This is a genomic window from Microbacterium sp. NPDC086615 (assembly GCF_040686055.1).
Lineage (GTDB): Bacteria > Actinomycetota > Actinomycetes > Actinomycetales > Microbacteriaceae > Microbacterium.
In genome coordinates, this window is record NZ_JBFBJJ010000008.1 from 1 (window position 1) to 22,284 (window position 22,284).

The following is a 22,284-nucleotide window of genomic DNA, read 5'->3' on the forward strand; positions in this document are numbered from 1 at the left end:
CGCCGTCACCGCCGAGGAAGGCCTCTGGATCCGAACCGGATGGGCAGGACGGAGCTGACACGCCCGAGCCATCCACACGTTCTTGCCTATAAGCCCCCGACTCCGCGGCGTGAAAGAAATGACGAAGGCCCCGCCTGCCGCGTGATTCCGCGGGAGTCGGGGCCTTCGTGGTGGCGGTGACGGTGGGATTTGAACCCACGGTAGGGGGTTACCCTACACAACTTTTCGAGAGTTGCACCTTCGGCCGCTCGGACACGTCACCGCCGACCAGCTTACGACAGATGAGCGGATGCCGCGAATCCGGCCATCGCTCCGCCCCCGGCGCGGGCGAAACTCCTGAGAAATCGCCCCCGCGAGCCCCCGAGACCCTCCTAGGAGTCGATCCGTACGGAAACTCAGGAGTTCGGCCCGCCCCACCCGCCGCGCCAACCCCACAGGCCCGAACCGACCGGTACCCCGACCCCGCGGCATCCGTTCATCCACCGTCGAACGACCGCCCTGGCACCGGTCCCACCCCGCTGCCAGGATCGAGTCATGAGCGTGATAGAGAACTCCAAGCTGACGGTCGTGGGCGCGGGAAGCGTGGGGGCGAGCGTCGCGTACGCCGCTCTCATCCGGGGGTCGGCACGGCACGTGGCGCTGTACGACATCGCCGAGGCGAAGGTCGAGGCCGAGGTACTCGACCTCGCCCACGGCACGCAGTTCACCGGTTCGAGCGACATCGTGGGCGGTAGCGACGTATCTGTGGCCGAGGGCTCGCACGTCGTCGTCATCACCGCGGGTGCGAAGCAGAATCCCGGACAGACGCGCACCGAGCTCGCCGCGACGAACGCGCGCATCATCCGCGACATGATGCCGAAGCTGCTCGAGGTCGCTCCGAACGCCGTCTACGTGATCGTCACGAACCCGTGCGACGTCCTGACCGTTCTCGCACAGGAGGCGACCGGCCTTCCGACCCGCCGCATCTTCGCGTCCGGCACCGTGCTCGACACCTCGCGCTTGCGCTGGAAGCTCGCGCAGCGCGCGGGCGTCGCCACCTCGAGCGTGCACGCCTGGATCGTCGGCGAGCACGGCGACACCGAGTTCCCGCTCTGGTCCACCGCGACGATCGGATCGATCCCGATCACCGATTTCGACCGCCCCGACGGCGGGCGCTTCACGAAGGACGAATTGGATGCCATCGCCGTCGACGTCCGCGACGCCGCCTACAAGGTCATCCAGGGCAAGGGCGCCACGAACTACGCGATCGGACTCTCGAGCGCTCGCATCGTCGAGGCGATCCTGCGCGACGAGCACGCGATCCTGCCCGTCAGCACCGTCCTCGAGGACTTCCACGGCATCAGCGGCATGGCCCTGTCGGTCCCCTCGATCGTCAGCGCGAAGGGCGCCGTCCCCCTGACGGGCACCCCGTTCTCCGACCCGGAGCTGGCACTTCTGCGCCGCTCCGCCGACGCGCTGACGACCGTCGCCGACTCGCTGCGCGGCTGATCCGCGTCGGTAGCATCGGCGTATGAGCGACATCGAGGATCGTTTCGCCGAAGCCGTCGCCGCGATCGGCGGGGTGCTCAAGCGACACGGGTTCCGCAAGAAGAGATACGTCTGGACGCGCGTCCGCGACGGTGTCGCACACACGGTCGACGTGCAGCGCAGCCACGGCAACACCGCCACCGGCGTGCGGTTCTACGTCAACGCGTCGGCATACGTGGCGGAGCTCGACCGCGCGATCGGACGCTCCGTCCCCGACGATCTCACCCGCGCGACAGCGCAGTACTCGACACGGTTCGAGGCCATCAGCGACTGGCCGAGCGATCGTGTCGACGTGGAGCGGGATGCCGATGCCCTCGGCACTGCGCTCCCGGCGGCGATCGAGCAGGTGGTGGCGCACCTCGACGCGATCACCGACGCGCCATCTCTCGCGCGCACTCTTCTCGACAACGGGTACGTCCTCGATGACGACCTCTTCGCCTGGTTCTGCGCGACCGGTCGCACCGACGACGCCCGCGCACAGTTCGTGGCGGCCCGCGACCGCTTCGGCGCCGAGGACCGGTGGCCCCGCCTCGCCGCGCGGTTCGAAGAGGCAGCCCTGAAGTTCGGCACCCCTCTCCCCTGATCCCGGATGCCGTGCCCCGACGGATCGATGTCGGAGGCCCCGCGTAGCCTGGGCACATGGCATCCCGACGTCCCGCTACCGCCCCTGCTCCGTACCGGTGCACCGAGTGCGGATGGACGACGCTGAAGTGGGTCGGCCGCTGCGGCGAGTGCCAGTCGTGGGGCACGGTCGTCGAGGCCGCCGAGCAGACGGGCATCGTGCGCTCGATCGTGCCGGTGGCGCCGGGCGCCGCGCGAGCGGCGCGGCGCATCACCGAGATCGACACGCAAGACGCCCCGCGTCGCACGAGCGGAGTGGGAGAGTTCGACCGGGTGCTGGGCGGCGGCATCGTCCCCGGCGCGGCGATCCTGCTCAGCGGCGAGCCCGGTGTCGGCAAGTCGACGCTGCTGCTCGAGGTCGCGGCGAAGAGCGCTCACGCCGGGCGTCGCGTGCTGTACGCGAGCGGCGAAGAGTCGGCCGCCCAGGTGCGGCTGCGCGCCGAGCGCACGGGAGCGCTCCACGACGAGTTGTTCCTGGCCTCCGAGACCGACCTCGCCACGATCCTCGGTCACGTCGACCAGGTCGAGCCCGGCCTGCTGATCGTCGACTCGGTGCAGACGATCTCCTCGGCCCACAGCGATGGAGCGGCGGGCCAGCCCGCGCAGGTGCGGGAGGTGGCATCCGCCCTCATCCGTGTCGCGAAGGAGCGCGGACTGCCGATCATCCTGGTCGGCCACGTGACCAAAGACGGTTCGATCGCAGGTCCCCGCATCCTCGAGCACCTCGTCGACGTCGTCTGCCACTTCGAGGGCGACCGGCAGACGTCGCTGCGCTTCGTGCGTGCACTCAAGAACCGCTTCGGACCGACGGACGAGGTCGGCTGCTTCGACATGACCGGCACCGGCATCGCTGAGGTCGCCGATCCGAGCGCGCTCTTCCTCGGGCACGGCGAGCCCGAACCGGGCACGTGCGTGACGATCGCGATGGAGGGCCGACGCGCTTTGCCCGTCGAGATCCAGGCCCTCGCCGTGCGGCAGACCGCGCCGAATCCGCGTCGCATCGTCAACGGCGTCGATTCATCGCGCGTGGCGATGGTCCTGGCGGTGCTCGAGAGCCGGATGGGCCTGAGGCTGTCCGACCGCGACGTCTACGTGTCCACGGTCGGCGGGGTGAGGCTCGTCGAGCCCGCGGCCGACCTCGCGATCGCGATCGCGGTGGCCAACGCCGTGAAGAACCGCAAGGTCTCGAAGCGCCTCGCGGCGATCGGCGAGTTGACGCTGACGGGCGAGATCCGCAACGTGACGCAGGCCGCGCAACGCGCGTCCGAGGCGAAGCGTCTCGGGTATCACACCGTGCTCGATGCCTCCTCGCGCAAGCTGGCGCAGGCCCTCAACGAGCTGCAGGTGCGCGGCATGCCGCGCGACGACAGCGAACCCGGCTTCTGACTCCGCGCACTCGATACGGTCGACCGCCGCTCCTGCCTCGAGGCGCCTCGGTAGAGCGCGGGTCAGCGCCCGGGAGGGGCGGACCGCCGGCGACGGTGCGGCGACGTCATGCCGAGCACCACGGGGATGACGAGTCCAGCGGCGCACACGGCCGCGGTGATCACGTACTCCATGTCTCCGAGTCTGTCACCCTCGCATCACCCGCGCGAGTCGCGTCATTCACCCGCGACATATCGCTCGCGCGTCCCGCGCTCCCACGTTCGGCAGCCCGATCGAGTGTCCAAAACACCCGGTCGCTTTTCCGAACGGTCCGGGTGTTGTGGACACTCAACAGGGAGAAACCCCGCGGCGACGCTCAGGCGTCGAGCGCGGCGATCAGGTCGGCGGGGCTCGCCTGGATGGGGTGCGGTCCGGCGATGTCGATGAACACCGTCGTGAGCTCCTCCTCATGCATTCCGAGGAAGGTCCGCAGCCACTGGGGCGACTGCAGGGCGACGTGCGGCGGCAGGGTCACGGGCTTGTGCGCCGCGTCGCTGAAGAGCAGAAGAGCGACCTGTCCCGTGTTCGGGTCGCGGTATGTCCAGACCTCGCCCATGTCGAGCGGGTTGTCGGCGTCGCCGGCCCTCATCAGCGGGACGACGGTCGGGCCGTGCCGCAGGGCGAAGGCGATCGCGGCCATGTCCTGCGTCTGAAGTGCGTCGGTCAGCGCGGTGTTCTTGAACTCCACATCGACCTTCTTCCCCTTGCGTTTCTTGCCCGCGGCCATCCTCCGAGCCTATCCGCGCGCCCGCACCCGTGCTCAGCGGAGGAGATACGGCGACCGGAGGACCCATACGTACGCGAGCGTCCTCCCGTCGCCGAATCTCCTCCCCTCGCCACCACAGCTCCGCCCGGCACCGACAGCCACCCCCGCGCTACGCCAGGAACCCGCGCAACAGCGCTTCAGAGCCGGCGAGATGGTCGCGCATCGCCGCGTGGGCGGCATCCGGTCTCCCGGCGAGGATCGCCGACACGATCGCGGCATGCTGCGAGGTGGAATGGTCGATGTTGCGCGGCAGGAGCGGAAACGTGTCGAGCCAGGCGTTGATCTTCGCGCGATTGTCCGCGACGAGGGGAACGAGAGACGGGATGCCGGCGACCTCCGCGATCGTCAGGTGCAGGAGCGTGTCGAGTCGGCGGTAGTCCGCCCCTTCGGCCCGCGCCGCCGCTTCGTGCCGCGCCCAGAGCACGTCGCGCTCGTCCGCCGACAGCGAGCGCGCCGCCGCGGCCCACGCGGCCCCTGGCTCGAGGACGCCACGCAGCGCCACGACGTCGTCGAGCTCTGCCGCGGACACCTCCGCCGGTCCCGAGGGCCGCGGTACCGGATCGACGACGAACGTCCCGCCGTACCGACCGCGCCGCGTCTCGAGCCACCCCGCGTCGGACAGCTCGCGCAGGGCCTCCCGCACCGTGTCACGGCTGACGCCGTACAGCGCGGCGAGCTCGCGCTCCGCGGGCAGCGACTCCCCCGGCGCGACGAGACCCAGGCGAACCGTCTGCACGATGCGCGCGGTCGTGTCCTCGAGCGCGTTCCCGCTGCGCACGGGCCGGTAGACGGCCCGGCGCAGGTCGTCGAGCGGGGCGTCGGTCACCGTCTCAGCCTGTCACGGTCGACGGCTCAGAGCGGCGTGACGTACGCGTTGGTGATCCCGCCGTCGACGACGAAGGCCGTCGCGGTGATGAACGACGCATCGTCGGATGCCAGGAACGCCACGGCCGCGGCCATCTCCTCGGGCTCCGCGAACCGCCCCATCGGCACGTGCACGAGGCGACGCTGCGCACGCTCGGGGTCTTTGGCGAACAGCTCCTGGAGCAGGGGCGTGTTCACCGGCCCCGGGCACAGCGCGTTCACGCGGATCCCCTGGCGGGCGAACTGCACACCCAGCTCGCGCGTCATCGCGAGCACGCCGCCCTTCGAGGCGGTGTACGAGATCTGCGAGGTCGCCGATCCCAGCAGTGCGACGAACGAGGCCGTGTTGATGATCGACCCCTTGCCGGCCGGCACCATGTGTCGCAGCGCCGCGCGCGAGCAGAGATACACGCTCTTGAGGTTCACGTCCTGCACACGGTCCCACGCGGGCAGTTCTGTGGTCTCGATCGAGTCGTCGTCGGCGGGCGAGATACCGGCGTTGTTGAACGCGATGTCGACGCTGCCGAGGTCGGCGGCGACGCCGTCGAAGAGAGCGTCGACGGATGCCTCGTCGGCGACGTTCACCTGCCGGAACACCCCGCCGACCTCCTCGGCCGCGGCGGTACCGGTGGTCTCGTCGAGGTCGGCGATCACGACGCGGGCGCCCTCGGCGGCGAACCGACGGGCGGTGGCGAGGCCGATGCCGCTGGCACCGCCGGTGACGATGGCGACGCGGTCGCCGAGGCGCTGGGTGAGATCGATGGTCATGAGCTGTGGTTCCTTAGGCGTGGGGGTGGAGAGGGATGAGGGGTCACTCGGTGGCGTAGAACACGTTCTTCACCTCGGTGAAGTGCTCGGCGGCATCCGGTCCGAGCTCCCGGCCGAGACCGGAGGCCTTCATGCCGCCGAAGGGCGTCGCGTACCGCACCGACGAGTGCGAGTTCACCGACAGCACGCCGCTGCGCACCCCGCGGGAGACCCGGATGCCACGCCCCAGGCTCTCGGTCCAGATGGACCCCGCGAGACCATAGGCGGTGTCGTTCGCCAGGCGGATGGCATCCGCTTCGTCGTCGAAGGGCATCACGGCGAGCACGGGCCCGAAGACCTCGTCGCGCGCGATGCGGTCGCCGGGCTGGGCGAGCACGACCGCGGGGGCGAACCAGAAGCCGTCGCCCTCCGGCGCGGATCCGCGGAAGGCGACGTCCGTCCCGTCGAGGAAGCTCTGCACGCTGGAGCGGTGGGATGCCGAGATGAGCGGCCCCATCTGCGTGTCCTCGTCGTGCGGGTCGCCGACCTTCCACGCGGCGACGGCGGGCTCGAGCATCTCGAGGAACCGGTCGTAGACGCTCCGCTGCACCAGCAGTCGGCTGCGGGCGCAGCAGTCCTGACCGGCGTTGTCGAACACCGAGCCGGGTACGCCGGCCGCGGCCTTCTCGAGGTCGGCATCCGCGAAGACGATGTTGGCGCTCTTCCCGCCGAGTTCGAGGGTCACGGGCTTGAGCATCCGCGCGCATCCCGCCGCGACCTCGGTGCCGACCTCGGTCGATCCCGTGAAGACGACCTTGTGCACGTCGGGGTGCGACACGAACCGCTGCCCGACGACCGAACCCGAGCCGACCACGACCTGGAAGAGCCCCTCGGGCAGGCCCGCTTCGAGAGCGAGTTCGCCGAGGCGGATCGCGGTCAGGGGCGTCAGCTCCGCCGGTTTGAGCACGACGGCGTTCCCCGCGGCGAGCGCGGGGGCGAAGCCCCACGCGGCGATGGTCATCGGGAAGTTCCACGGCACGATGATCCCGACCACGCCGTACGGCTCGTGGTAGGTCACATCGAGCCCGCCGGCGACCGGGATCTGCGACCCGATCAGGCGTTCCGGGGCGCCGGCATAGTAGTTGAGCACCTGGGCGACGTGTTGCGCCTCCCACCGGGCCGAGCCGATGGGGTGGCCGGAGTTGCGAACCTCCAGCGCCGCGAGCTCCTCGACGTGTGCCTCGACGACCCGAGCGAACGACCGCAGCGCGTCGGCGCGGGCGACGGGGGCGAGCGCCGCCCACGCGCGCTGCGCACGCACGGCCTCGGCGACGGCGGCATCCACCTGATCGATCTCGGCGCGCTCGAGCGTGGTGATCGGCGACCCCGTCGAGGGGTCGATGACGGTGAAGGTGCTCATGCGAGGGCTCCCTGGTGCGCGGAGGAATCGGAAACGGCTGAAGCGGCGGCGGTGCCCGCGCGGGACGCCCGGTAACGCGCGGCGGCAGCGACGAGCCCGAGGAACAGCCGCCGGTCCTCGGCGTTCTCCTCCGGATGCCACTGCACGGCGACGAGGTAGTCGTCGCCCGGCATCTCGACGGCCTGCACGAGCCCGTCGTCGGTCCGCGCGGTCACGTGGAGTCCCTCACCGACGCGGTCGACGCCCTGGTGGTGGTAGCTGTGGACCGTGAGCTCCCCTGCCCCGACGAGGCCGGCGAGCCGGGTTCCGGCATCCACCTCGACGGTGTTCTCGGCGAAGACGCCCCCGCCGATCCGGTAACGCTCGGTGCCGAGGGTTTCGGGCAGGTGCTGGTGCAGGGTGCCCCCGAGGGCGACGTTGATCAGCTGAAGACCCCGGCAGATGCCGAAGACCGGGATGCCGCGCTCCCGCGCCCCGGCCAGGAGCGCGAGCTCCCACGCGTCGCGGTCGGCGCGCGCGGGGTCGGTCAGCGGGTGGCGCTCGGCGCCGTAGAGCTCGGGCTGCACGTCGAGCCCGCCCGTGAGGATCAGCCCGTCGAGACCGTCGAGCACCGCGGCGGCAGCCTGCTCGGGACGCGGTTGCGGCGGCAGGAGCACGGCGGTGGCACCCGAGGCGGTGACGGAGTCGAAGTACTGCTGCGGAAGGAACGCCGCGCGCACGTCCCACACGCCCTGCTTCGCGCGCTCCAGATAGGTCGTGAGCCCGACGACGGGGGTCCGGGCCGGATCAGAGACGTTCGAAACCACGCACGCGCTCCCAGTCGGTCACGGCGGCGTCGAAGGCTTCGACCTCGATGCGCGCCTGGTTGAGATAGTGCTCGACGACCTCGTCACCGAAAGCGGCACGAGCGATGGTCGACCCCGAGAAGAGCCGCGCAGCCTCGCGCAGAGTCGTCGGCAGCGTGTCGACACCGGAGGTGTAGGCGTTGCCCGTCAGCGGAGCGGGCAGCGGGAGCTCGTTCTCGATGCCGTACAGTCCCCCGGCGATGATCGCCGAGATCGCGAGGTACGGGTTGACGTCCCCGCCCGGCACACGGTTCTCGACGCGCAGCGACGAGCCATGCCCCACGACGCGCAGCGCGCAGGTGCGGTTGTCGACGCCCCACGCGATGCCGGTCGGCGCGAACGAGCCGAGGGCGAACCGCTTGTACGAGTTGATCGTGGGGGCGTACAGCAGCGTGAACTCGCGGAGGGTGGCCAGGATGCCGGCGATCCAGTGCTCCATGAGGGGGCTGAAGCCGTGCTCCCCGTCGCCCGCCATGACGGCGGTGCCGTCGTCACCGCGGACGGAGAGGTGGATGTGGCAGCTGTTGCCCTCGCGTTCGTTGAACTTCGCCATGAACGTCAGCGACTTGCCGTGCCGGTCGGCGATCTCTTTCGCGCCGTTCTTGTAGATCGTGTGATTGTCGGCCGTCTCGAGGGCTTCGGCGTAGCGGAACGCGATCTCCTGCTGACCGAAGTTGCACTCGCCCTTCACGCCCTCGCAGTACATGCCCGCGCCGTCCATCCCGACGCGGATGTCGCGCAGGAGGGGCTCGAGCCGGGTGGTGGCGAGCAGGTTGTAGTCGACGTTGTAGTCGGTCGAGGCCCGGAGCCCCGTGTAGCCCTTCGCCCACGCCTCCCGGAACGAGTCGTCGAAGACGATGAACTCGAGCTCGGTGCCCGCGTAGGCGGTCAGTCCCCGCTCGGCCAGCCGAGCGCGCTGGGCGTTCAGGATGCCACGCGGCGACTGCGCGACGTGCTCGCGGTCCTCCCAGGCGAGGTCGGCCATGACCAGGGCGGTCCCGGGCTGCCAGGGGACACGGCGGAGCGTCTCGAGATCCGGGACCAGCAGCATGTCGCCGTAGCCCTTGTCCCAGCTCGACATCGCGTATCCGTCGACGGTGTTGAGGTCGACGTCGACCGAGAGCAGGTAGTTGCAGGCCTCCGCTCCGCGCGGCAGCACCTCGTCGCGCCAGAACCGCGCGGCGACCCGCTTGCCGACGAGGCGACCCTGCGCGTCGGGGAACGCCACGATGACCGTGTCGATCTCGCCGCTGTCGATCGCGGCATCCAATTCTGCGGTGGTGAGATTGCCCGCCATGGTTTCCCTCTCGCGTGCTCGTCGTCCTCGCGTGCGGAGGACGTAACGAGGAACTTACACGCCAAAGGTAGACAGGTCGACCAATAGAAGGCCATGATTTCCCGCAAGGCGAGCCCGCCGCCTGCCCGCATCCTTCTGGAGGTCACATGTCCACCTCGAGCAGTTCCCGCAAAAAGGTCGCCGGAGCCACCTATACGGCAACGGATTCCTCGTACTTCGAGAAACGCACGCTCAAACGTTCGGCCGGCGTGTGGGGCCTCTGGGGCCTCGCCGTCGCCGCCGTCATCTCCGGCGACTTCTCGGGCTGGAACTTCGGCATCGGCTTCGCCGGCTTCGGCGGCATGCTCATCGCCTTCGTGATCCTCGTGATCATGTACTACGGCCTGACCTTCTCGATCGGCGAGATGGCGGCCGCGATGCCGCACACGGGCGGCGCCTACTCGTTCGCGCGCTCGGCGATGGGGCCGTGGGGAGGCCTCGCGACGGGCCTCGCCGAGACGATCGAGTACGTCGCGACCACCGCTGTCGTCGTCTACTTCTCGGGCCAGTACGCCGACTCCGCCCTCGAACTGCTGACCGGGGTGAGCCTGCCGGCGTTCGTCTGGTGGATCATCCTCTACGCGCTCTTCATCGCCCTGAACGCCGCGGGTGCCAACATCTCGTTCGGCTTCGCGATCGTCGTCTCGATCATCTCGATCGGCATCATCGTCGTCTTCGGCGTGATGTCGCTCGCGAGCGGCGCCTTCGACTGGGGCTCCCTCTGGAACATCGCCCCGACCGACGGCAACACCGAGTTCCTCCCCTTCGGCGTCGGATCGATCCTGCTCGCCCTCCCGTTCGCGATGTGGTTCTTCCTCGGCATCGAGGAACTCCCCCTCGCCGCGGAGGAGTCGCACAACCCCGCCCGCGACATCCCCCGCGCCGGCCTCTGGGCGCGCGGCACGCTGATCGTCACGGGCCTCATCGTGCTGTTCCTCAACACCGGCGTCCTCGGGGCCGAAGAGACCGGCGGCTCTCTCGAGCCCTTGCTCGACGGCTTCCGCGCGATGGTCGGGGATCAGGCGGCGGCCCTGCTGTCGCTCCTCGCGCTGATCGGCCTGCTGGCATCCCTCATGGGCATCATGTTCGCCTACGGCCGCAACATGTACTCGCTCTCGCGCGCCGGGTACTACCCGCGCTGGCTCTCGCTCACCGGCGCCCGTAAGACGCCCTGGGTCGCGCTGGTGTTCGGCGCCGTCCTGGGCTTCCTCGCCCTCGTGATCGTGCAGGCGGCCGGCGGCGACGCCAGCCCCGCCGGCGCGATCGTGCTGAACATCGCGGTGTGGGGAGCGGTGCTCGCGTACTTCCTGCAGATGGTCTCGTTCATCGTGCTCCGCAAGAAGTTCCCGAACGCCGTCCGCCCCTACAAGAGCCCGTGGGGGCTGTTCGGGGCCTACTCGGCGGCGATCATCGCCGCGGTCGTGTTCTTCGGCCTTCTGCTGAACCCGGCGTACCTGCTCGCGATCGTCGCGATCATCGTGGTCTACGCCGTGATCTTCATCGCCTTCGCGATCTACGGCCGGCACCGCCTCGTCCTCTCCCCCGAGGAGGAGTACGCCCTCTCGGGTGGCCTACACGGCGACCCGCAGAAGGAGGGCTACGACGCCATGGAGGGTGAGGTCTTCGGCGAGAAGCGCCCCTGACGGAGCCGCAGAGGGGCGGATGCCATGGCATCCGCCCCTCTCTTCTCGCGCTCCTGCTGGCCCGGCTCGCCCCGCGGGGTCGGCCCACCTGGTTTGGGGCGCGTTATTCCGTGTGGGGCGGAGTATTCCACGCCCCAAACGGAAAACGGTGCCCCACACCAGCGCCTGCCGAGATCACTGCAGGATGAACGACGCCGTCCCGGCGGAGGGGATGCCGCCGATCGACACGCTCAGGTGGTACGTCGCTCCGCCGCCGGGCGCGAACGGACGCTCGCTCTCGCACGAGCCGACGGAAGAACGGGTGCGATCCCAGGTGAGGGGCGACGAACTGGTGACCGTCTGCCCCGCGGCGAGGGTGACCTCCATGTCGCTCGGCTCGGACTGGCAGTCCGTCGAACGCCACCACACATCGGAGCCGCTGGTCACCGTGAACGACTGCGCGCTGGTGCCCACGTTCATGACGCACGGGCTGGCTCCGGTGTTCGTCAGCCGGATCGAGAGCTGCGGGTTCTCACCCTGGCCGTATTCACTCTTGTCGGAGAGCGCCTCGACCTTGATGTCGGCGGGCGTGCACTCCGCGGGCCCGGAGGATTCGTTCGCGCTGGGGGTCGGGTCAGGGGTGGCCGCCGGAGTGGTCGGGTCGGCCGCCGGGGTCGGCACGGCGGCTGGAGCGGTGGGGGCGGGGGCGGGAGCGCTGTCGGAGGCGGGAGCGGAGCGCCAGGGCGGGGCCGCGACGAGCCACACGACGAGGCCGATCACGATCAACGCGAGGAGCGCGGCGGCGAGACGGCGACGACGGTAGACCGCCGGGGACTGCCGCCGCCTGCGGGGGGCATCGGTCATCGTTCCAGCGTATTCGGCCTCGCTGTGCGCTCAGCCCACGGCACGCTCAGAGGTGCTTGAGCATGCGGGTGTTGCCCAGTGTGTTGGGCTTCACGTGCGCGAGGTCCAGGAACTCGGCGACGCCCTCGTCGGGACTGCGCACGAGCTGCGAGTACACGTCGGGATCGACGACCTGCTCTCCGATCGGCGAGAAACCGCGGCGCGTGAAGAAGTCGACCTCGAACGTGAGGCAGAACAGCCGGCTCACGCCGAGCTCGCGCGCGCGCTGCTCCAGCTCTTCGACGATCGCCCGGCCCACGCCGTGGTGCAGCCACTCGTCGTGCACGATGAGGGTGCGGATCTCACCCAGGTCTTCCCACATCACGTGCAAAGCACCGCACCCGATGACCACGCCATCGGCCTCGGCGACGACGAACTGCTGCACCGAGCCGTAGAGCACCACGAGGTCTTTGCCGAGCAGGATGCGCTTCTGCACGAACGGCTCGAGGAGTTCGTGGATGCGGCGGACGTCGGCGGTTCCGGCGGGGCGGACGACGAACGGCGCGGATGAGGTCATCCATCCAGCGTACGCCGCAACGCAGAAGGGACCCGGATGCCATGGCATCCGGGTCCCTGTCTGTTACGCGTCAGCTGCCCGCGAGCGTGTCGGGGGTGGCGGCGATCTCGCCGGCCGTTCCGACCCCGATCGCGACCTTCTCGCCGCGCGGGGCGGTGTCGAAGGTGAACTGGCCGTTCTCGACGCCGACCTTCACGTGGTCGCCCGACTCGAGCTCGCCGTGCAGGATCTTCTCGCTGAGGCGGTCCTCGACCTCGCGCTGCATGGCGCGGCGGAGGGGACGAGCACCGAGGGTCGGGTCGAAGCCGATCTCGATGAGCTTGTCCTTCGCGTCGTCCGACAGCTCGACGGTCATGTCACGGTCGAGCAGGCGGTCGGCGAGACGCTTCACGAACAGACCGACGATCTGACGGAGCTCTTCCTTGTTCAGCTGCGGGAAGACGATGACGTCGTCGACACGGTTCAGGAACTCGGGCTTGAAGTGGCGCTTGAGCTCTTCGTCGACCTTGCCCTTCATCCGCTCGTACGAGGTCTGCGCGCTGCCCTCGACCTGGAACCCGACCGGACCACCGGCGATCGCCGACGAACCGAGGTTGGTCGTCATGATGATCACGGTGTTCTTGAAGTCGATGACGCGGCCCTGACCGTCGGTCAGGCGACCCTCTTCGAGGATCTGCAGGAGCGAGTTGAAGATGTCGGGGTGGGCCTTCTCGATCTCGTCGAAGAGCACGACCGAGAACGGCTTGCGGCGCACCTTCTCGGTGAGCTGGCCGCCCTCTTCGAAGCCGACGAACCCGGGAGGGGCACCGAACAGACGCGAGACGGTGTGCTTCTCTCCGAACTCCGACATGTCGAGGGAGATCAGCGCGCCCTCGTCGTCGAAGAGGAACTCGGCGAGCGCCTTGGCCAGCTCGGTCTTTCCGACGCCCGTGGGGCCGGCGAAGATGAACGAGCCGCTCGGACGCTTGGGGTCCTTCAGGCCCGCGCGCTGACGACGGATCGTGCGCGAAAGAGCCGCGATCGCCTCTTCCTGGCCGATGACGCGCTGATGCAACGCCTTCTCCATGAACATGAGGCGGCTGGACTCTTCTTCGGTGAGCTTGAAGACGGGGATGCCGGTCGCCTGGGCCAGAACCTCGGCGATCAGGCCCTCATCGACGACCGCGTGGGAGGCGACATCGCCCGAGCGCCACTGCTTCTCGAGACGCAGACGCTCGGCCAGGAGCGACTTCTCCTCGTCGCGGAGCGACGCGGCCTTCTCGAAGTCCTGCTCCTCGGAGGCCTGCTCCTTCTGCTCGCGCACCTTCGCGATCTTCTCGTCGAACTCGCGCAGCTCGGGCGGCGACGACAGGATCGACAGACGCAGGCGGGCACCGGCCTCGTCGATCAGGTCGATGGCCTTATCGGGCAGGAACCGGTCGCTGATGTAGCGGTCGGCGAGGTTCGCCGCCGCGACGATCGCGCCGTCGGTGATCTGCACCTTGTGGTGCGCCTCGTAGCGATCGCGCAGCCCCTTCAGGATGTTGATCGCGTGGGGCAGGCTCGGCTCGGCGACCTGGATCGGCTGGAAGCGGCGCTCGAGAGCGGCATCCTTCTCGAAGTGCTTGCGGTACTCGTCGAGCGTGGTGGCACCGATCGTCTGGAGCTCACCGCGGGCGAGGAGCGGCTTGAGGATGGATGCCGCGTCGATCGCGCCCTCGGCGGCACCCGCACCCACGAGGGTGTGGATCTCGTCGATGAAGACGATGATGTCGCCGCGCGTGCGGATCTCCTTCGTGACCTTCTTCAGGCGCTCCTCGAAGTCACCGCGGTAGCGGGAACCGGCGATGAGAGATCCGAGGTCGAGCGAGTAGACCTGCTTGTCCTTCAGCGTCTCGGGGACGTCGCCCTTGACGATCGCCTGGGCCAAGCCTTCGACGACCGCCGTCTTCCCGACACCGGGCTCACCGATGAGGACGGGGTTGTTCTTGGAGCGGCGCGAGAGGATCTGCATGACCCGCTCGATCTCCTTCTCGCGACCGATGACGGGGTCGAGCTTGTTGTCGCGCGCGGCCTGCGTGAGGTTGCGACCGAACTGGTCGAGCACGGCCGACCCGCCCTGCGCACCCGAGGACTGCTGCTCGCCGGCGCCGGTGGCGACACCCGCGGGCTCCTTGCCCTGGTAGCCCGAGAGCAGCTGGATGACCTGCTGGCGAACCTTGTTCAGGTCGGCGCCGAGCTTGACGAGCACTTGCGCTGCGACACCCTCGCCCTCGCGGATGAGGCCGAGGAGGATGTGCTCGGTGCCGATGTAGTTGTGGCCGAGCTGCAGCGCTTCGCGCAGCGACAGCTCGAGCACCTTCTTCGCACGCGGCGTGAAGGGGATGTGGCCGGTCGGCTGCTGCTGACCCTGGCCGATGATGTCCTGCACCTGCTCGCGGACGGCGTCGAGCGAGATGCCGAGCGACTCGAGCGCCTTCGCGGCGACGCCCTCGCCCTCGTGGATCAGTCCGAGCAGGATGTGCTCGGTGCCGATGTAGTTGTGGTTGAGCATCTTCGCCTCTTCTTGGGCGAGGACGACCACACGACGGGCACGGTCGGTGAATCTCTCGAACATCTCAGTCCCTCCAGAAATGGGCTGACAGGCACGCCTCCGCGCGCCGTACATCGAGAGTAACCAGCGGCCGGATGCCAGAGCCCCGTGTTCGCCGTGGGCATACCGGAAGCGGGGCAGGGCTTGCGGAACATATCGATAGTCATTAACTTATCGATAACCGATAACAACGATCATCGATAAGGAGTTGTCATGGCCTCCCCCCGTCCGACCTCCCGGGTCCTCTCTCGCGGCGACACCGTCTCGTTCTGGTTCTTCGTCGTGGCCGGCATCGGCATCGCGATCTGGGCCGTCGTCCGCAGCATCGTGAACATCGCGGCCGCGGCCTCGAATCAGAACGTGCGGGTCGCCGCCCCGTTCCTCGACACGGTCGCGCAAGCCCCGATCGGTCCGAACGGCGCCCCGGTCCCGGTGGAGCTCACCGGCGCCGTCATCACCGCCCCCGCTCTGCCGCCCGCCTCCCTCGCCGCACTCTTCATCGCGGAAGGTCTCTTCGCCGCGGTCGTGGTCGCCGTGGTGACGCTGCTGCTCCTTCTCACGTCGAGCATCCTGCGCGGTCGCATCTTCAGCCGTCGCAACACGGGCCTCGTCTCTGCAGCCGGGATCGTGACACTCGTCGGCGTGGCCGGTGTCCCGTTCTTCCAGAACATGGTCGCGAACGGTGCGATCGCGTGGCTCTCGGAGCGCACCTTCGATCGCGGCGCGACCCAACTCATCGACGTGCCGACTCTCTTCGGGATCGCGTTCGTCGCCGGCCTCGCCGGGACGGTCTTCGCCGTGGGTGACCGCCTGCAGCGCGATACAGAAGGGCTCGTGTGATGGCCAACCCGTCCTGGGTGTCGGCCCGCATGGAGCGCGGCACCGTCATCCTGTTCGTCACTGCGGGGCTGGTGATGGGCTTCGCGCTCGCGCTCCCCGCGATCCGCGCGGCGATCGACATCGCCGGAGGCAGCGGCGCGATCAGCCTCTTGACCGAAAGCGCGGTGCCCCTCACCCCCGGCGCGGACAGCGCGACGATCGTCTCCGCGACGTACGACTCGGCGCGCGTCGTCGCCGAGGGGTTGGGCGGCCAGACGCGCACTCTTCTCGTCCTCGGCGCGGCGTTCAGCGCGTTGACGACCCTGCTGACCGTCAGCGCTGTCGTCCTCTTCTTCCTCCTGCTGATGTGGCGTCGACCATTCCACCGCGCGCTCATCACAGCCACCCAGGTCGCCGGTGCCGCGCTGCTGATCGGCGGCATCCTCTCCGCGGGCCTCGGCGGTCTGGGTCGCATGATGGCCGCGGACGAGCTCAACCCGGCGGCGGGCGGGGTCTTCGTGATCGGGTTCTCCTTCGACCCGGTCTGGATGCTGGTCGGACTGGGCGTCCTCGCCCTGTCCGTCGTCTTCACCTACGGCACGCGCCTGCAGCGCGACACGGAGGGCCTCGTATGAGCCCCGCAGCCGACGACGAACCGACCGGCATCCACTGCCGACTCGACGAACTCCTCGAGTCGCGAGGCATGACCCTCACGCGCCTCAGCGAGATCGTCGGCGTCTCGATCGTGAACCTCTCGGTGCTCAAGAACGATCGCGCGCGGGCGATCCGCTACTCGACCCTCTCGGCCATCTGCCGCGCGCTGGACTGCGAGGTCGGCGACCTGCTCGTGATCGAGCACTGAGCCGTCCGGCTGTTCCCCCTCGCGAGGAAGCCCGGGCGAATGACATCGGCCCCCGCGATTCCTCGCGGGGGCCGAACGCGACGATGTCAGCGCTTCCCGATGATCGGTACGGGGCCGTCGGCCGTTACGCCCCCACCCGACAGCACGAGGCTCGAGGTCTCCGGCCCTCCGATGCCGGTCACGTCGGCCAGGCTGAGCTGCGGAGCGATGTCGAGCGTACAGACGAGGTCGGCCGGAGGCGTCGCGAAGCCGACCGCGATCGCGTCGCCCTGGGCCGACACGGTCTCGACGGACGGCGGGCAGCTGGAGCTCCCGTACGTCATGATCGCCACGAGCGAGTCGTCGACCCAACCGGCGTTGGGCGTGAAGTCCTCAGCCTGGACGGGTGCCGCGAGTCCCGCGAGCGTCGCTTTTCCGGTCGCGGCACCGCTCACCGCGATCTCGAGATCCTTCGTGGGATCCACCCCTCCCGGCAGAGAGACCAGGGTCGGCCGCGGAACCATGTCACGGGTGCAGGCGGTGCCCTCCGACGCGGTGAGCGACACCGTGAGGACCCCGTCGGCGATCGTGGGGGTCTCGGTGCTCCGGGGGACGCACGACGAGCTCCCCCACGTGACGAGGGCGAGCGAGCGGCCCCCGTTGAGCCACGCGGCTCCGATCTCGGACGACTCGGCCGGGGCCGTGGCATCCGGAGTCGAGGTGGATGAACCCGAGGATGACGGCGCGGACGCGGTGCCGGTGGCGCATCCGGTCGCGGCACCCACGACGATCAGACCGGCTCCGAGGAGCCCGAGGAGCGAGAGACGACGAGACATGAGACCTCCGGGGGCGAGTTGTCGTCGCTCCATCGTGGCCGAGAATCCTGGATGCCAGCGGCGAAAGCCGCGGCCCGGTCTACTGCAGCGCCGAGGTGAGGCGAGCCAGGTTGTCGAGGATCGTCGACCGCAGCGGCTGCAGACGCCACTCTTCGAGCGTGAGCTCACGGCTGAGACCGCGATAGACGCCTTCGACCCCGCGCATGTCGCGGACGAACTCCTGCCCGCGGACGAGCATCGAGACCTCGAGGTTCAGACCGAACGAGCGCATGTCCATGTTGCTCGAGCCGATGACCGCGACCTCGTCGTCGATCGTCACGCTCTTGCTGTGCAGGATGAACGGCTTGCGGTACATCCAGATGACGACACCCGCTCGCAGGAGCGCCTCGTAGTAACTGCGCTGCGCGTGGTAGACCATCGCCTGGTCTCCCTCTTCCGAGACGAACAGTTCGACGTGCACACCGCGCTGGCACGCGGTGGTGATCGCGAGGAGAAGTGCCTCATCGGGAACGAAGTACGGGCTGACGATGATGATGCGTTCGCGTGCGGCGAAGAGCAGTCCGAGGAAGAGCTTGAGGTTGTTCTGAAAATCGAAGCCCGGTCCGGACGGCACGATCTGGCAATCGAGCTCGCCGGGGCCGGTGGTGACGCTGAACAGGTCGATCTCGTCGCGCAGGGTCTCGTCGGTCTCGCTGTACCAGTCGGACAGGAACACGGCGTTGATGCTGGCGACCACCGGCCCCTCCACGCGCACCATGAGGTCGACCCAGTGCAGGCCGCGCCGGATGTTCTTGCGAAGGTTGTAGGAGGAGTCGGTGACGTTCTGCGATCCCATGTAGGCGACGTCGCCGTCGATGACGAGGAGCTTCCGGTGGTTGCGCAGATCGGGTCGCTGCCAGCGTCCGCGGAGCGGCTGCACCGGCAGCATGAGGTGCCAGTGCGCCCCCATGGCATCGAGTCGTCGGAGGGTCTTCTTGTAGAAGGGTTTGCCGCGGTTGGCCCAGTGATCCAGCAGCACCCGGACGACCACGCCGCGCTCAGCAGCCTCTTCGAGGGCGCGGAAGAAGTTGTCGGTCGATTCGTCCGACTGCAGGATGTAGAACTCGACGTGCACGTAGCGTCGCGCCTGGCGGATGGCGTCGGCCATCGCATCGAGGCTCTGCTGGTAGTCGGAGATCAGGGTCGCGGCGTTGTCTCCCGCGATGGGCATGGCACCGAGGTTGCGGTTCAACCGCACCAGCGCGCGGAACCAGTCGGGGGCGTTGGGGCGCAGGGTTCCGAACTCGAGCGACGCGCTGGTGTCGTGGATGTACTCGTTGATCGCCGCCTGCTTGCGCCGACGCTTGCGGGGCAAGCGGGGGTTGCCGATGAGCAGGAAGAGGAACACGCCCACGAACGGGATGAAGTAGATCGCGAGGAGCCAGGCCATCGCCGCGGTGGGCCGACGGTTGCGCGGGACGACGATGATCGCGGCGACACGCACCACGAGGTCGATGACGAAGAAGGCGATGACGAGCCAGCTCGCTTCGAACGTGGCGTCGATCACGGGTCCTCCTGGGCGGGTTGTCCCCTCAGCGTAGTGAGTACCCCCGACACGCGACGGGACCGACGTCGGCCAGCGGCGCTGTTTAGCGGGCCGCGCTGTCGCCGGCGACGGGAGGAAGACCGCGTTTCGCACGCTCCTGCGCTTCGATGCGCGCGTATGCCTTCCGCTCCGTGCGATCCATGCGGATGGCCCCGCGCAGGATCAGGAAGAACGTCACCGACACGACGATGGTCGGCAGAATCGCCCACAACACCGGCAGCCAGGAGTCGTCCATCCCTCAAGGATACCCGGGGTCCCACCGTCCCGGCCCAGCACTCCTCCTTCACATTCGACCATGTGCAGGATCTGTCCCCATTTCGCCGCCGCGTGCCGTTTCGCGATCCACGGATCCACGACGCTCGTCGTCATGTCCACGGTCATCCGCGTCTCGTCACCCCTGTCCCTGCTCGCCCTGGTTCCGCACCTGCTCCACTGCACCCCGCGGCGCAGCCTCGTGCTCATCCCTTTCGCGAAATCGCGATCGCTCGCCGCTCTGCGCGTCGACCTCCCCGCCGACGACAGCCCCGACCTCCCTCGCGTCGCATCCACGGTCATCGGGATGGCGTGCAAGGTTCCCCTCGCGGATGCCGTGACGGTGATCGTCTACACCGACGACGCCGTGGTCGGTTCGGATCCGCTGCCGCACGGCGCGCTGCTCGACGCCGTCCGGGAACGTGCGCACATCTGCGGACTGCGCATCGTCGACGCGCTGGTCGTGGGCGCGAACGGGTGGAGCAGCTACCTCGACCCCGCGATCGCCGGTGAGCACGGGCTCGACGAGATCAGCGCCGCGGGGCCCGAGCTTCCCGAGGCGTCGCCCCACCACGACCAGGCCGCCGGCGCAAGCCTGCCCACCGTCGACCTCGCCGAGAAGGAGCGCCTTGGTCGCGCGCTCGACGACGTCGACCGCCTGCTCGACATCCCGCGTCGACGGGACCGTCTGAGCGTGTCGCGCCGCCGAGCCGCGGAGGCGATCCTCGACGAACTGAGTGATCCGCCCGCGCTGTTCGAGAGCGTTCTCGAGCCCCTCTCGGCCCCGGACGGCCGCCACCGGCTCGCGAGCCTGGCCTTCGCTCTCGAAAGACCGATGCTCCGCGACGTCGCCCTCATGCAGTGGGTCGGTGACATCACCGCCGGCGATGCCGTGTTCCAAGCGCAGACGCGTTTTCCGGACGGAGTGGGCTATCCGGAAGACCTCGCGCGCCCGATGTGGGGCGAGGGCGCGCAGCCCGATCTCGATCGAGTCCTCATCGCGCTCGAGCGGTGCCGTCAGGTTGCGGCGACGACGCCGCGCTCCCGGCGTCCCGGGCCGCTCGCGGCCTGCGCCTGGCTCGCCTGGGCCACCGGGCGTGGAACACACGCCGCTTTCTACGCGCAGTCGGCGCTCGAGATCGACCCCGATCACGGGCTCGGAGCGATCGTGCTGACGCTGGCCGACAGCGGCCGGCTCCCGGAATGGTTGTTCGAGCGTGTCCCGCGCTGAGCGCGGGCGCGCGTCACTTGACGAGCGGGAAGAGGATCGTCTCGCGGATGCCGAGCCCGGTGATGGCCATGAGGAGGCGGTCGATCCCCATTCCCATTCCGCCGGTCGGGGGCATCCCGTGCTCGAGAGCGCGCAGGAACTCCTCGTCGATCGACATCGCTTCGACGTCGCCGCGCGCGGCGAGCGTCGCCTGCTCGACGAAGCGCTCGCGCTGAATGACGGGGTCGACGAGCTCGGAGTACCCGGTCGCCAGCTCGAAGCCGCGAACGTACAGATCCCACTTCTCGACGACACCGGGGATCGACCGGTGCTCGCGGACAAGGGGGCTGGTGTCGACGGGGAAGTCCATGACGAACGTCGGGCGGGTCAGACCGCTCTTCACGAAGTGCTCCCAGAGCTCTTCGACCCACTTGCCGTGCGTTTCGTGCGCGGGGGCGTCGACACCGGCCTCGGCGCCGAAGGCACGGAGTTCATCGAGCGGGGTCTGCGGAGTGATCGAGCGGCCCGACGCCTCCGACAGCGAGTCGTACATCGAGATCCGGTCCCACTCGCCGCCGAGGTCGTACTCGGTGCCGTCGGCCCACGTCACCGTCGTCGAACCGGCGACCGCGACGGCGGCGTTCTGGATGAGCGTCTGCGTGAGATCGGCGATCCCGTTGTAGTCGGTGTAGGCCTGGTAGGCCTCGAGCATCGCGAACTCGGGGCTGTGCGTGGAGTCGGCACCCTCGTTGCGGAAGTTGCGGTTGATCTCGTACGCGCGGTCGATGCCGCCCACCACGGCGCGCTTGAGGAAGAGTTCCGGCGCGATACGCAGGTACAGCTCGGCGTCGAATGCGTTCGAGTGCGTGACGAAGGGACGCGCACTCGCCCCACCGTGCTGGACCTGCAGCATCGGGGTCTCGACCTCGACGAAATCACGCTCGGTGAACGTGCGGCGCAGGCTGGCGTTGACCTTGGCACGGGCGAGGACGGTCTCTCGTGCACGGTCACGCACGATGAGATCGAGGAAGCGGCTGCGCACGCGGCTCTCTTCGCTGAGCTCGCTGTGGAGGTTCGGCAGCGGCAGGACGGCCTTCGCGGCGATCCGCCACTCGGCGACCATGATCGACAGCTCGCCCCGACGGCTCGAGATGACCTCTCCCGAGACGAAGACGTGATCGCCGAGGTCGACCAGTTCCTTCCAGGCCTGCAGCGATTCCTCGCCGACCGCGGCGAGCGACACCATCGCCTGGATGCGACTGCCGTCTCCGGCCTGCAGGGAGGCGAAACAGAGCTTGCCGGTGTTGCGGCTGAACACCACGCGGCCCGCGACGCCGGCGGTGACGCCGGTCTCGGCCCCCGCCTCGAGGTCACCGTAGCGCTCGCGCAGTGCCGGAATCGTGTCCGTCACGGGAACGACGACCGGGTACGGACCGCCCGCGGCGTCGGTGCGCTCGGCGAGCAGCCGTTCGCGCTTACCGAGGCGGACGGCCTTCTGCTCGAAGACGTCGTCTTCGGTGGGTTCGGCGGCGTCGTTCGCGGGCGCGTCGGTCATCGTGAAAGCTCCTCGGGGTCT

At 69.0% G+C, this 22,284-nt stretch carries 21 protein-coding genes and 1 tRNA gene; 8 read left to right on the plus strand and 14 right to left on the minus strand.

Translation table 11 applies throughout. The features are described from left to right. Positions 1-171: 171 nt before the first annotated feature. Positions 172-262, minus strand: a tRNA-Ser gene (locus AB0O24_RS09470). Between the two features lie 272 nt (positions 263-534). On the opposite strand from AB0O24_RS09470, the gene AB0O24_RS09475 reads away from it, so the two are divergent. Genes AB0O24_RS09475 through radA form a run of 3 tightly spaced genes read left to right on the plus strand, consistent with a single transcriptional unit; the run spans position 535 to position 3,534 of the window. Next, a complete protein-coding gene (locus AB0O24_RS09475) occupies positions 535-1,488 on the plus strand; it encodes an L-lactate dehydrogenase (RefSeq protein ID WP_363374411.1) in 954 nt (317 codons plus the stop codon). A gap of 22 nt (positions 1,489-1,510) precedes the next feature. Continuing rightward, on the plus strand, positions 1,511-2,110 hold the full coding sequence (locus tag AB0O24_RS09480) for a DUF4304 domain-containing protein (RefSeq protein WP_363374414.1): 600 nt from the start codon (positions 1,511-1,513) through the stop codon (positions 2,108-2,110). A gap of 56 nt (positions 2,111-2,166) precedes the next feature. Continuing rightward, the gene (gene radA, locus AB0O24_RS09485) at positions 2,167-3,534 is read left to right on the plus strand and encodes a DNA repair protein RadA (RefSeq protein ID WP_275800732.1); all 1,368 of its coding nucleotides are present in this window, start codon (positions 2,167-2,169) and stop codon (positions 3,532-3,534) included. Positions 3,535-3,889: 355 nt separating this feature from the next. Here radA and AB0O24_RS09490 read toward each other — a convergent pair whose 3' ends face one another. The 6 genes from AB0O24_RS09490 to AB0O24_RS09515 form a co-directional block, all read right to left on the minus strand. Beyond that, on the minus strand, positions 3,890-4,300 hold the full coding sequence (locus AB0O24_RS09490; RefSeq protein ID WP_275800734.1) for a dehydrogenase: 411 nt from the start codon (positions 4,298-4,300) through the stop codon (positions 3,890-3,892). A 148-nt stretch (positions 4,301-4,448) separates the two neighbouring features. Then, the gene (locus AB0O24_RS09495) at positions 4,449-5,165 is read right to left on the minus strand and encodes a GntR family transcriptional regulator (RefSeq protein WP_275800736.1); all 717 of its coding nucleotides are present in this window, start codon (positions 5,163-5,165) and stop codon (positions 4,449-4,451) included. Positions 5,166-5,191: 26 nt separating this feature from the next. Next, positions 5,192-5,971 (minus strand): 3-oxoacyl-ACP reductase, encoded by a 780-nt coding sequence (locus AB0O24_RS09500; RefSeq protein WP_275800738.1) that lies wholly within the window; start codon positions 5,969-5,971, stop codon positions 5,192-5,194. 43 nt (positions 5,972-6,014) lie between these two features. Continuing rightward, entirely contained in the window at positions 6,015-7,370 is a 1,356-nt protein-coding gene (locus AB0O24_RS09505; protein ID WP_363374419.1) for an aldehyde dehydrogenase family protein, read from the minus strand. Further along, on the minus strand, positions 7,367-8,176 hold the full coding sequence (locus tag AB0O24_RS09510; RefSeq protein WP_363374421.1) for a gamma-glutamyl-gamma-aminobutyrate hydrolase family protein: 810 nt from the start codon (positions 8,174-8,176) through the stop codon (positions 7,367-7,369). Before AB0O24_RS09510 ends, AB0O24_RS09505 begins: the two co-directional genes overlap by 4 nt. Beyond that, on the minus strand, positions 8,157-9,512 hold the full coding sequence (locus AB0O24_RS09515; RefSeq protein WP_363374424.1) for a glutamine synthetase family protein: 1,356 nt from the start codon (positions 9,510-9,512) through the stop codon (positions 8,157-8,159). Before AB0O24_RS09515 ends, AB0O24_RS09510 begins: the two co-directional genes overlap by 20 nt. Before the next feature lie 146 nt (positions 9,513-9,658). Between AB0O24_RS09515 and AB0O24_RS09520 the strand changes: the two genes are divergently transcribed. Continuing rightward, positions 9,659-11,194 (plus strand): amino acid permease, encoded by a 1,536-nt coding sequence (locus AB0O24_RS09520; RefSeq protein WP_058595805.1) that lies wholly within the window; start codon positions 9,659-9,661, stop codon positions 11,192-11,194. 174 nt (positions 11,195-11,368) lie between these two features. Here AB0O24_RS09520 and AB0O24_RS09525 read toward each other — a convergent pair whose 3' ends face one another. The 3 genes from AB0O24_RS09525 to AB0O24_RS09535 all read right to left on the minus strand — a co-directional run bounded on the left by AB0O24_RS09525 (position 11,369) and on the right by AB0O24_RS09535 (position 15,189). Continuing rightward, on the minus strand, positions 11,369-12,037 hold the full coding sequence (locus AB0O24_RS09525) for a hypothetical protein (protein WP_307382956.1): 669 nt from the start codon (positions 12,035-12,037) through the stop codon (positions 11,369-11,371). Between the two features lie 46 nt (positions 12,038-12,083). Next, on the minus strand, positions 12,084-12,593 hold the full coding sequence (locus AB0O24_RS09530; RefSeq protein WP_275796115.1) for an amino-acid N-acetyltransferase: 510 nt from the start codon (positions 12,591-12,593) through the stop codon (positions 12,084-12,086). Positions 12,594-12,663: 70 nt separating this feature from the next. Next, entirely contained in the window at positions 12,664-15,189 is a 2,526-nt protein-coding gene (locus AB0O24_RS09535; RefSeq protein WP_275801511.1) for an ATP-dependent Clp protease ATP-binding subunit, read from the minus strand. Between the two features lie 189 nt (positions 15,190-15,378). Between AB0O24_RS09535 and AB0O24_RS09540 the strand changes: the two genes are divergently transcribed. Genes AB0O24_RS09540 through AB0O24_RS09550 form a run of 3 tightly spaced genes read left to right on the plus strand, consistent with a single transcriptional unit; the run spans position 15,379 to position 16,846 of the window. After that, positions 15,379-16,005 carry a hypothetical protein gene (locus tag AB0O24_RS09540; RefSeq protein WP_363374427.1) on the plus strand — a complete coding sequence of 209 codons (627 nt, stop codon included), beginning with the start codon at positions 15,379-15,381 and terminating at the stop codon, positions 16,003-16,005. Further along, complete coding sequence (locus AB0O24_RS09545; RefSeq protein ID WP_363374430.1) at positions 16,005-16,619, plus strand: hypothetical protein; 615 nt, start codon at positions 16,005-16,007, stop codon at positions 16,617-16,619. Before AB0O24_RS09540 ends, AB0O24_RS09545 begins: the two co-directional genes overlap by 1 nt. Next, positions 16,616-16,846, plus strand: a complete 231-nt coding sequence (locus AB0O24_RS09550; protein ID WP_307382962.1) for a helix-turn-helix domain-containing protein — start codon at positions 16,616-16,618, stop codon at positions 16,844-16,846. Before AB0O24_RS09545 ends, AB0O24_RS09550 begins: the two co-directional genes overlap by 4 nt. A gap of 86 nt (positions 16,847-16,932) precedes the next feature. On the opposite strand, the gene AB0O24_RS09555 is transcribed toward AB0O24_RS09550, so the two are convergent. The 3 genes from AB0O24_RS09555 to AB0O24_RS09565 form a co-directional block, all read right to left on the minus strand. Then, positions 16,933-17,661 carry a hypothetical protein gene (locus AB0O24_RS09555; RefSeq protein ID WP_307382964.1) on the minus strand — a complete coding sequence of 243 codons (729 nt, stop codon included), beginning with the start codon at positions 17,659-17,661 and terminating at the stop codon, positions 16,933-16,935. A gap of 79 nt (positions 17,662-17,740) precedes the next feature. Further along, positions 17,741-19,207, minus strand: coding sequence for a cardiolipin synthase (gene cls, locus AB0O24_RS09560; RefSeq protein WP_363374432.1), 1,467 nt, complete (start codon positions 19,205-19,207; stop codon positions 17,741-17,743). 82 nt (positions 19,208-19,289) lie between these two features. Continuing rightward, complete coding sequence (locus AB0O24_RS09565; protein WP_275801518.1) at positions 19,290-19,481, minus strand: hypothetical protein; 192 nt, start codon at positions 19,479-19,481, stop codon at positions 19,290-19,292. Between the two features lie 132 nt (positions 19,482-19,613). Here AB0O24_RS09565 and AB0O24_RS09570 point away from each other — a divergent pair, with 132 nt between their 5' ends. Next, positions 19,614-20,729 (plus strand): DUF4192 family protein, encoded by a 1,116-nt coding sequence (locus tag AB0O24_RS09570; RefSeq protein ID WP_363374434.1) that lies wholly within the window; start codon positions 19,614-19,616, stop codon positions 20,727-20,729. 13 nt (positions 20,730-20,742) lie between these two features. On the opposite strand, the gene lysS is transcribed toward AB0O24_RS09570, so the two are convergent. Then, positions 20,743-22,263 (minus strand): lysine--tRNA ligase, encoded by a 1,521-nt coding sequence (lysS, locus tag AB0O24_RS09575; protein WP_363374437.1) that lies wholly within the window; start codon positions 22,261-22,263, stop codon positions 20,743-20,745. Positions 22,264-22,284 lie beyond the last annotated feature (21 nt).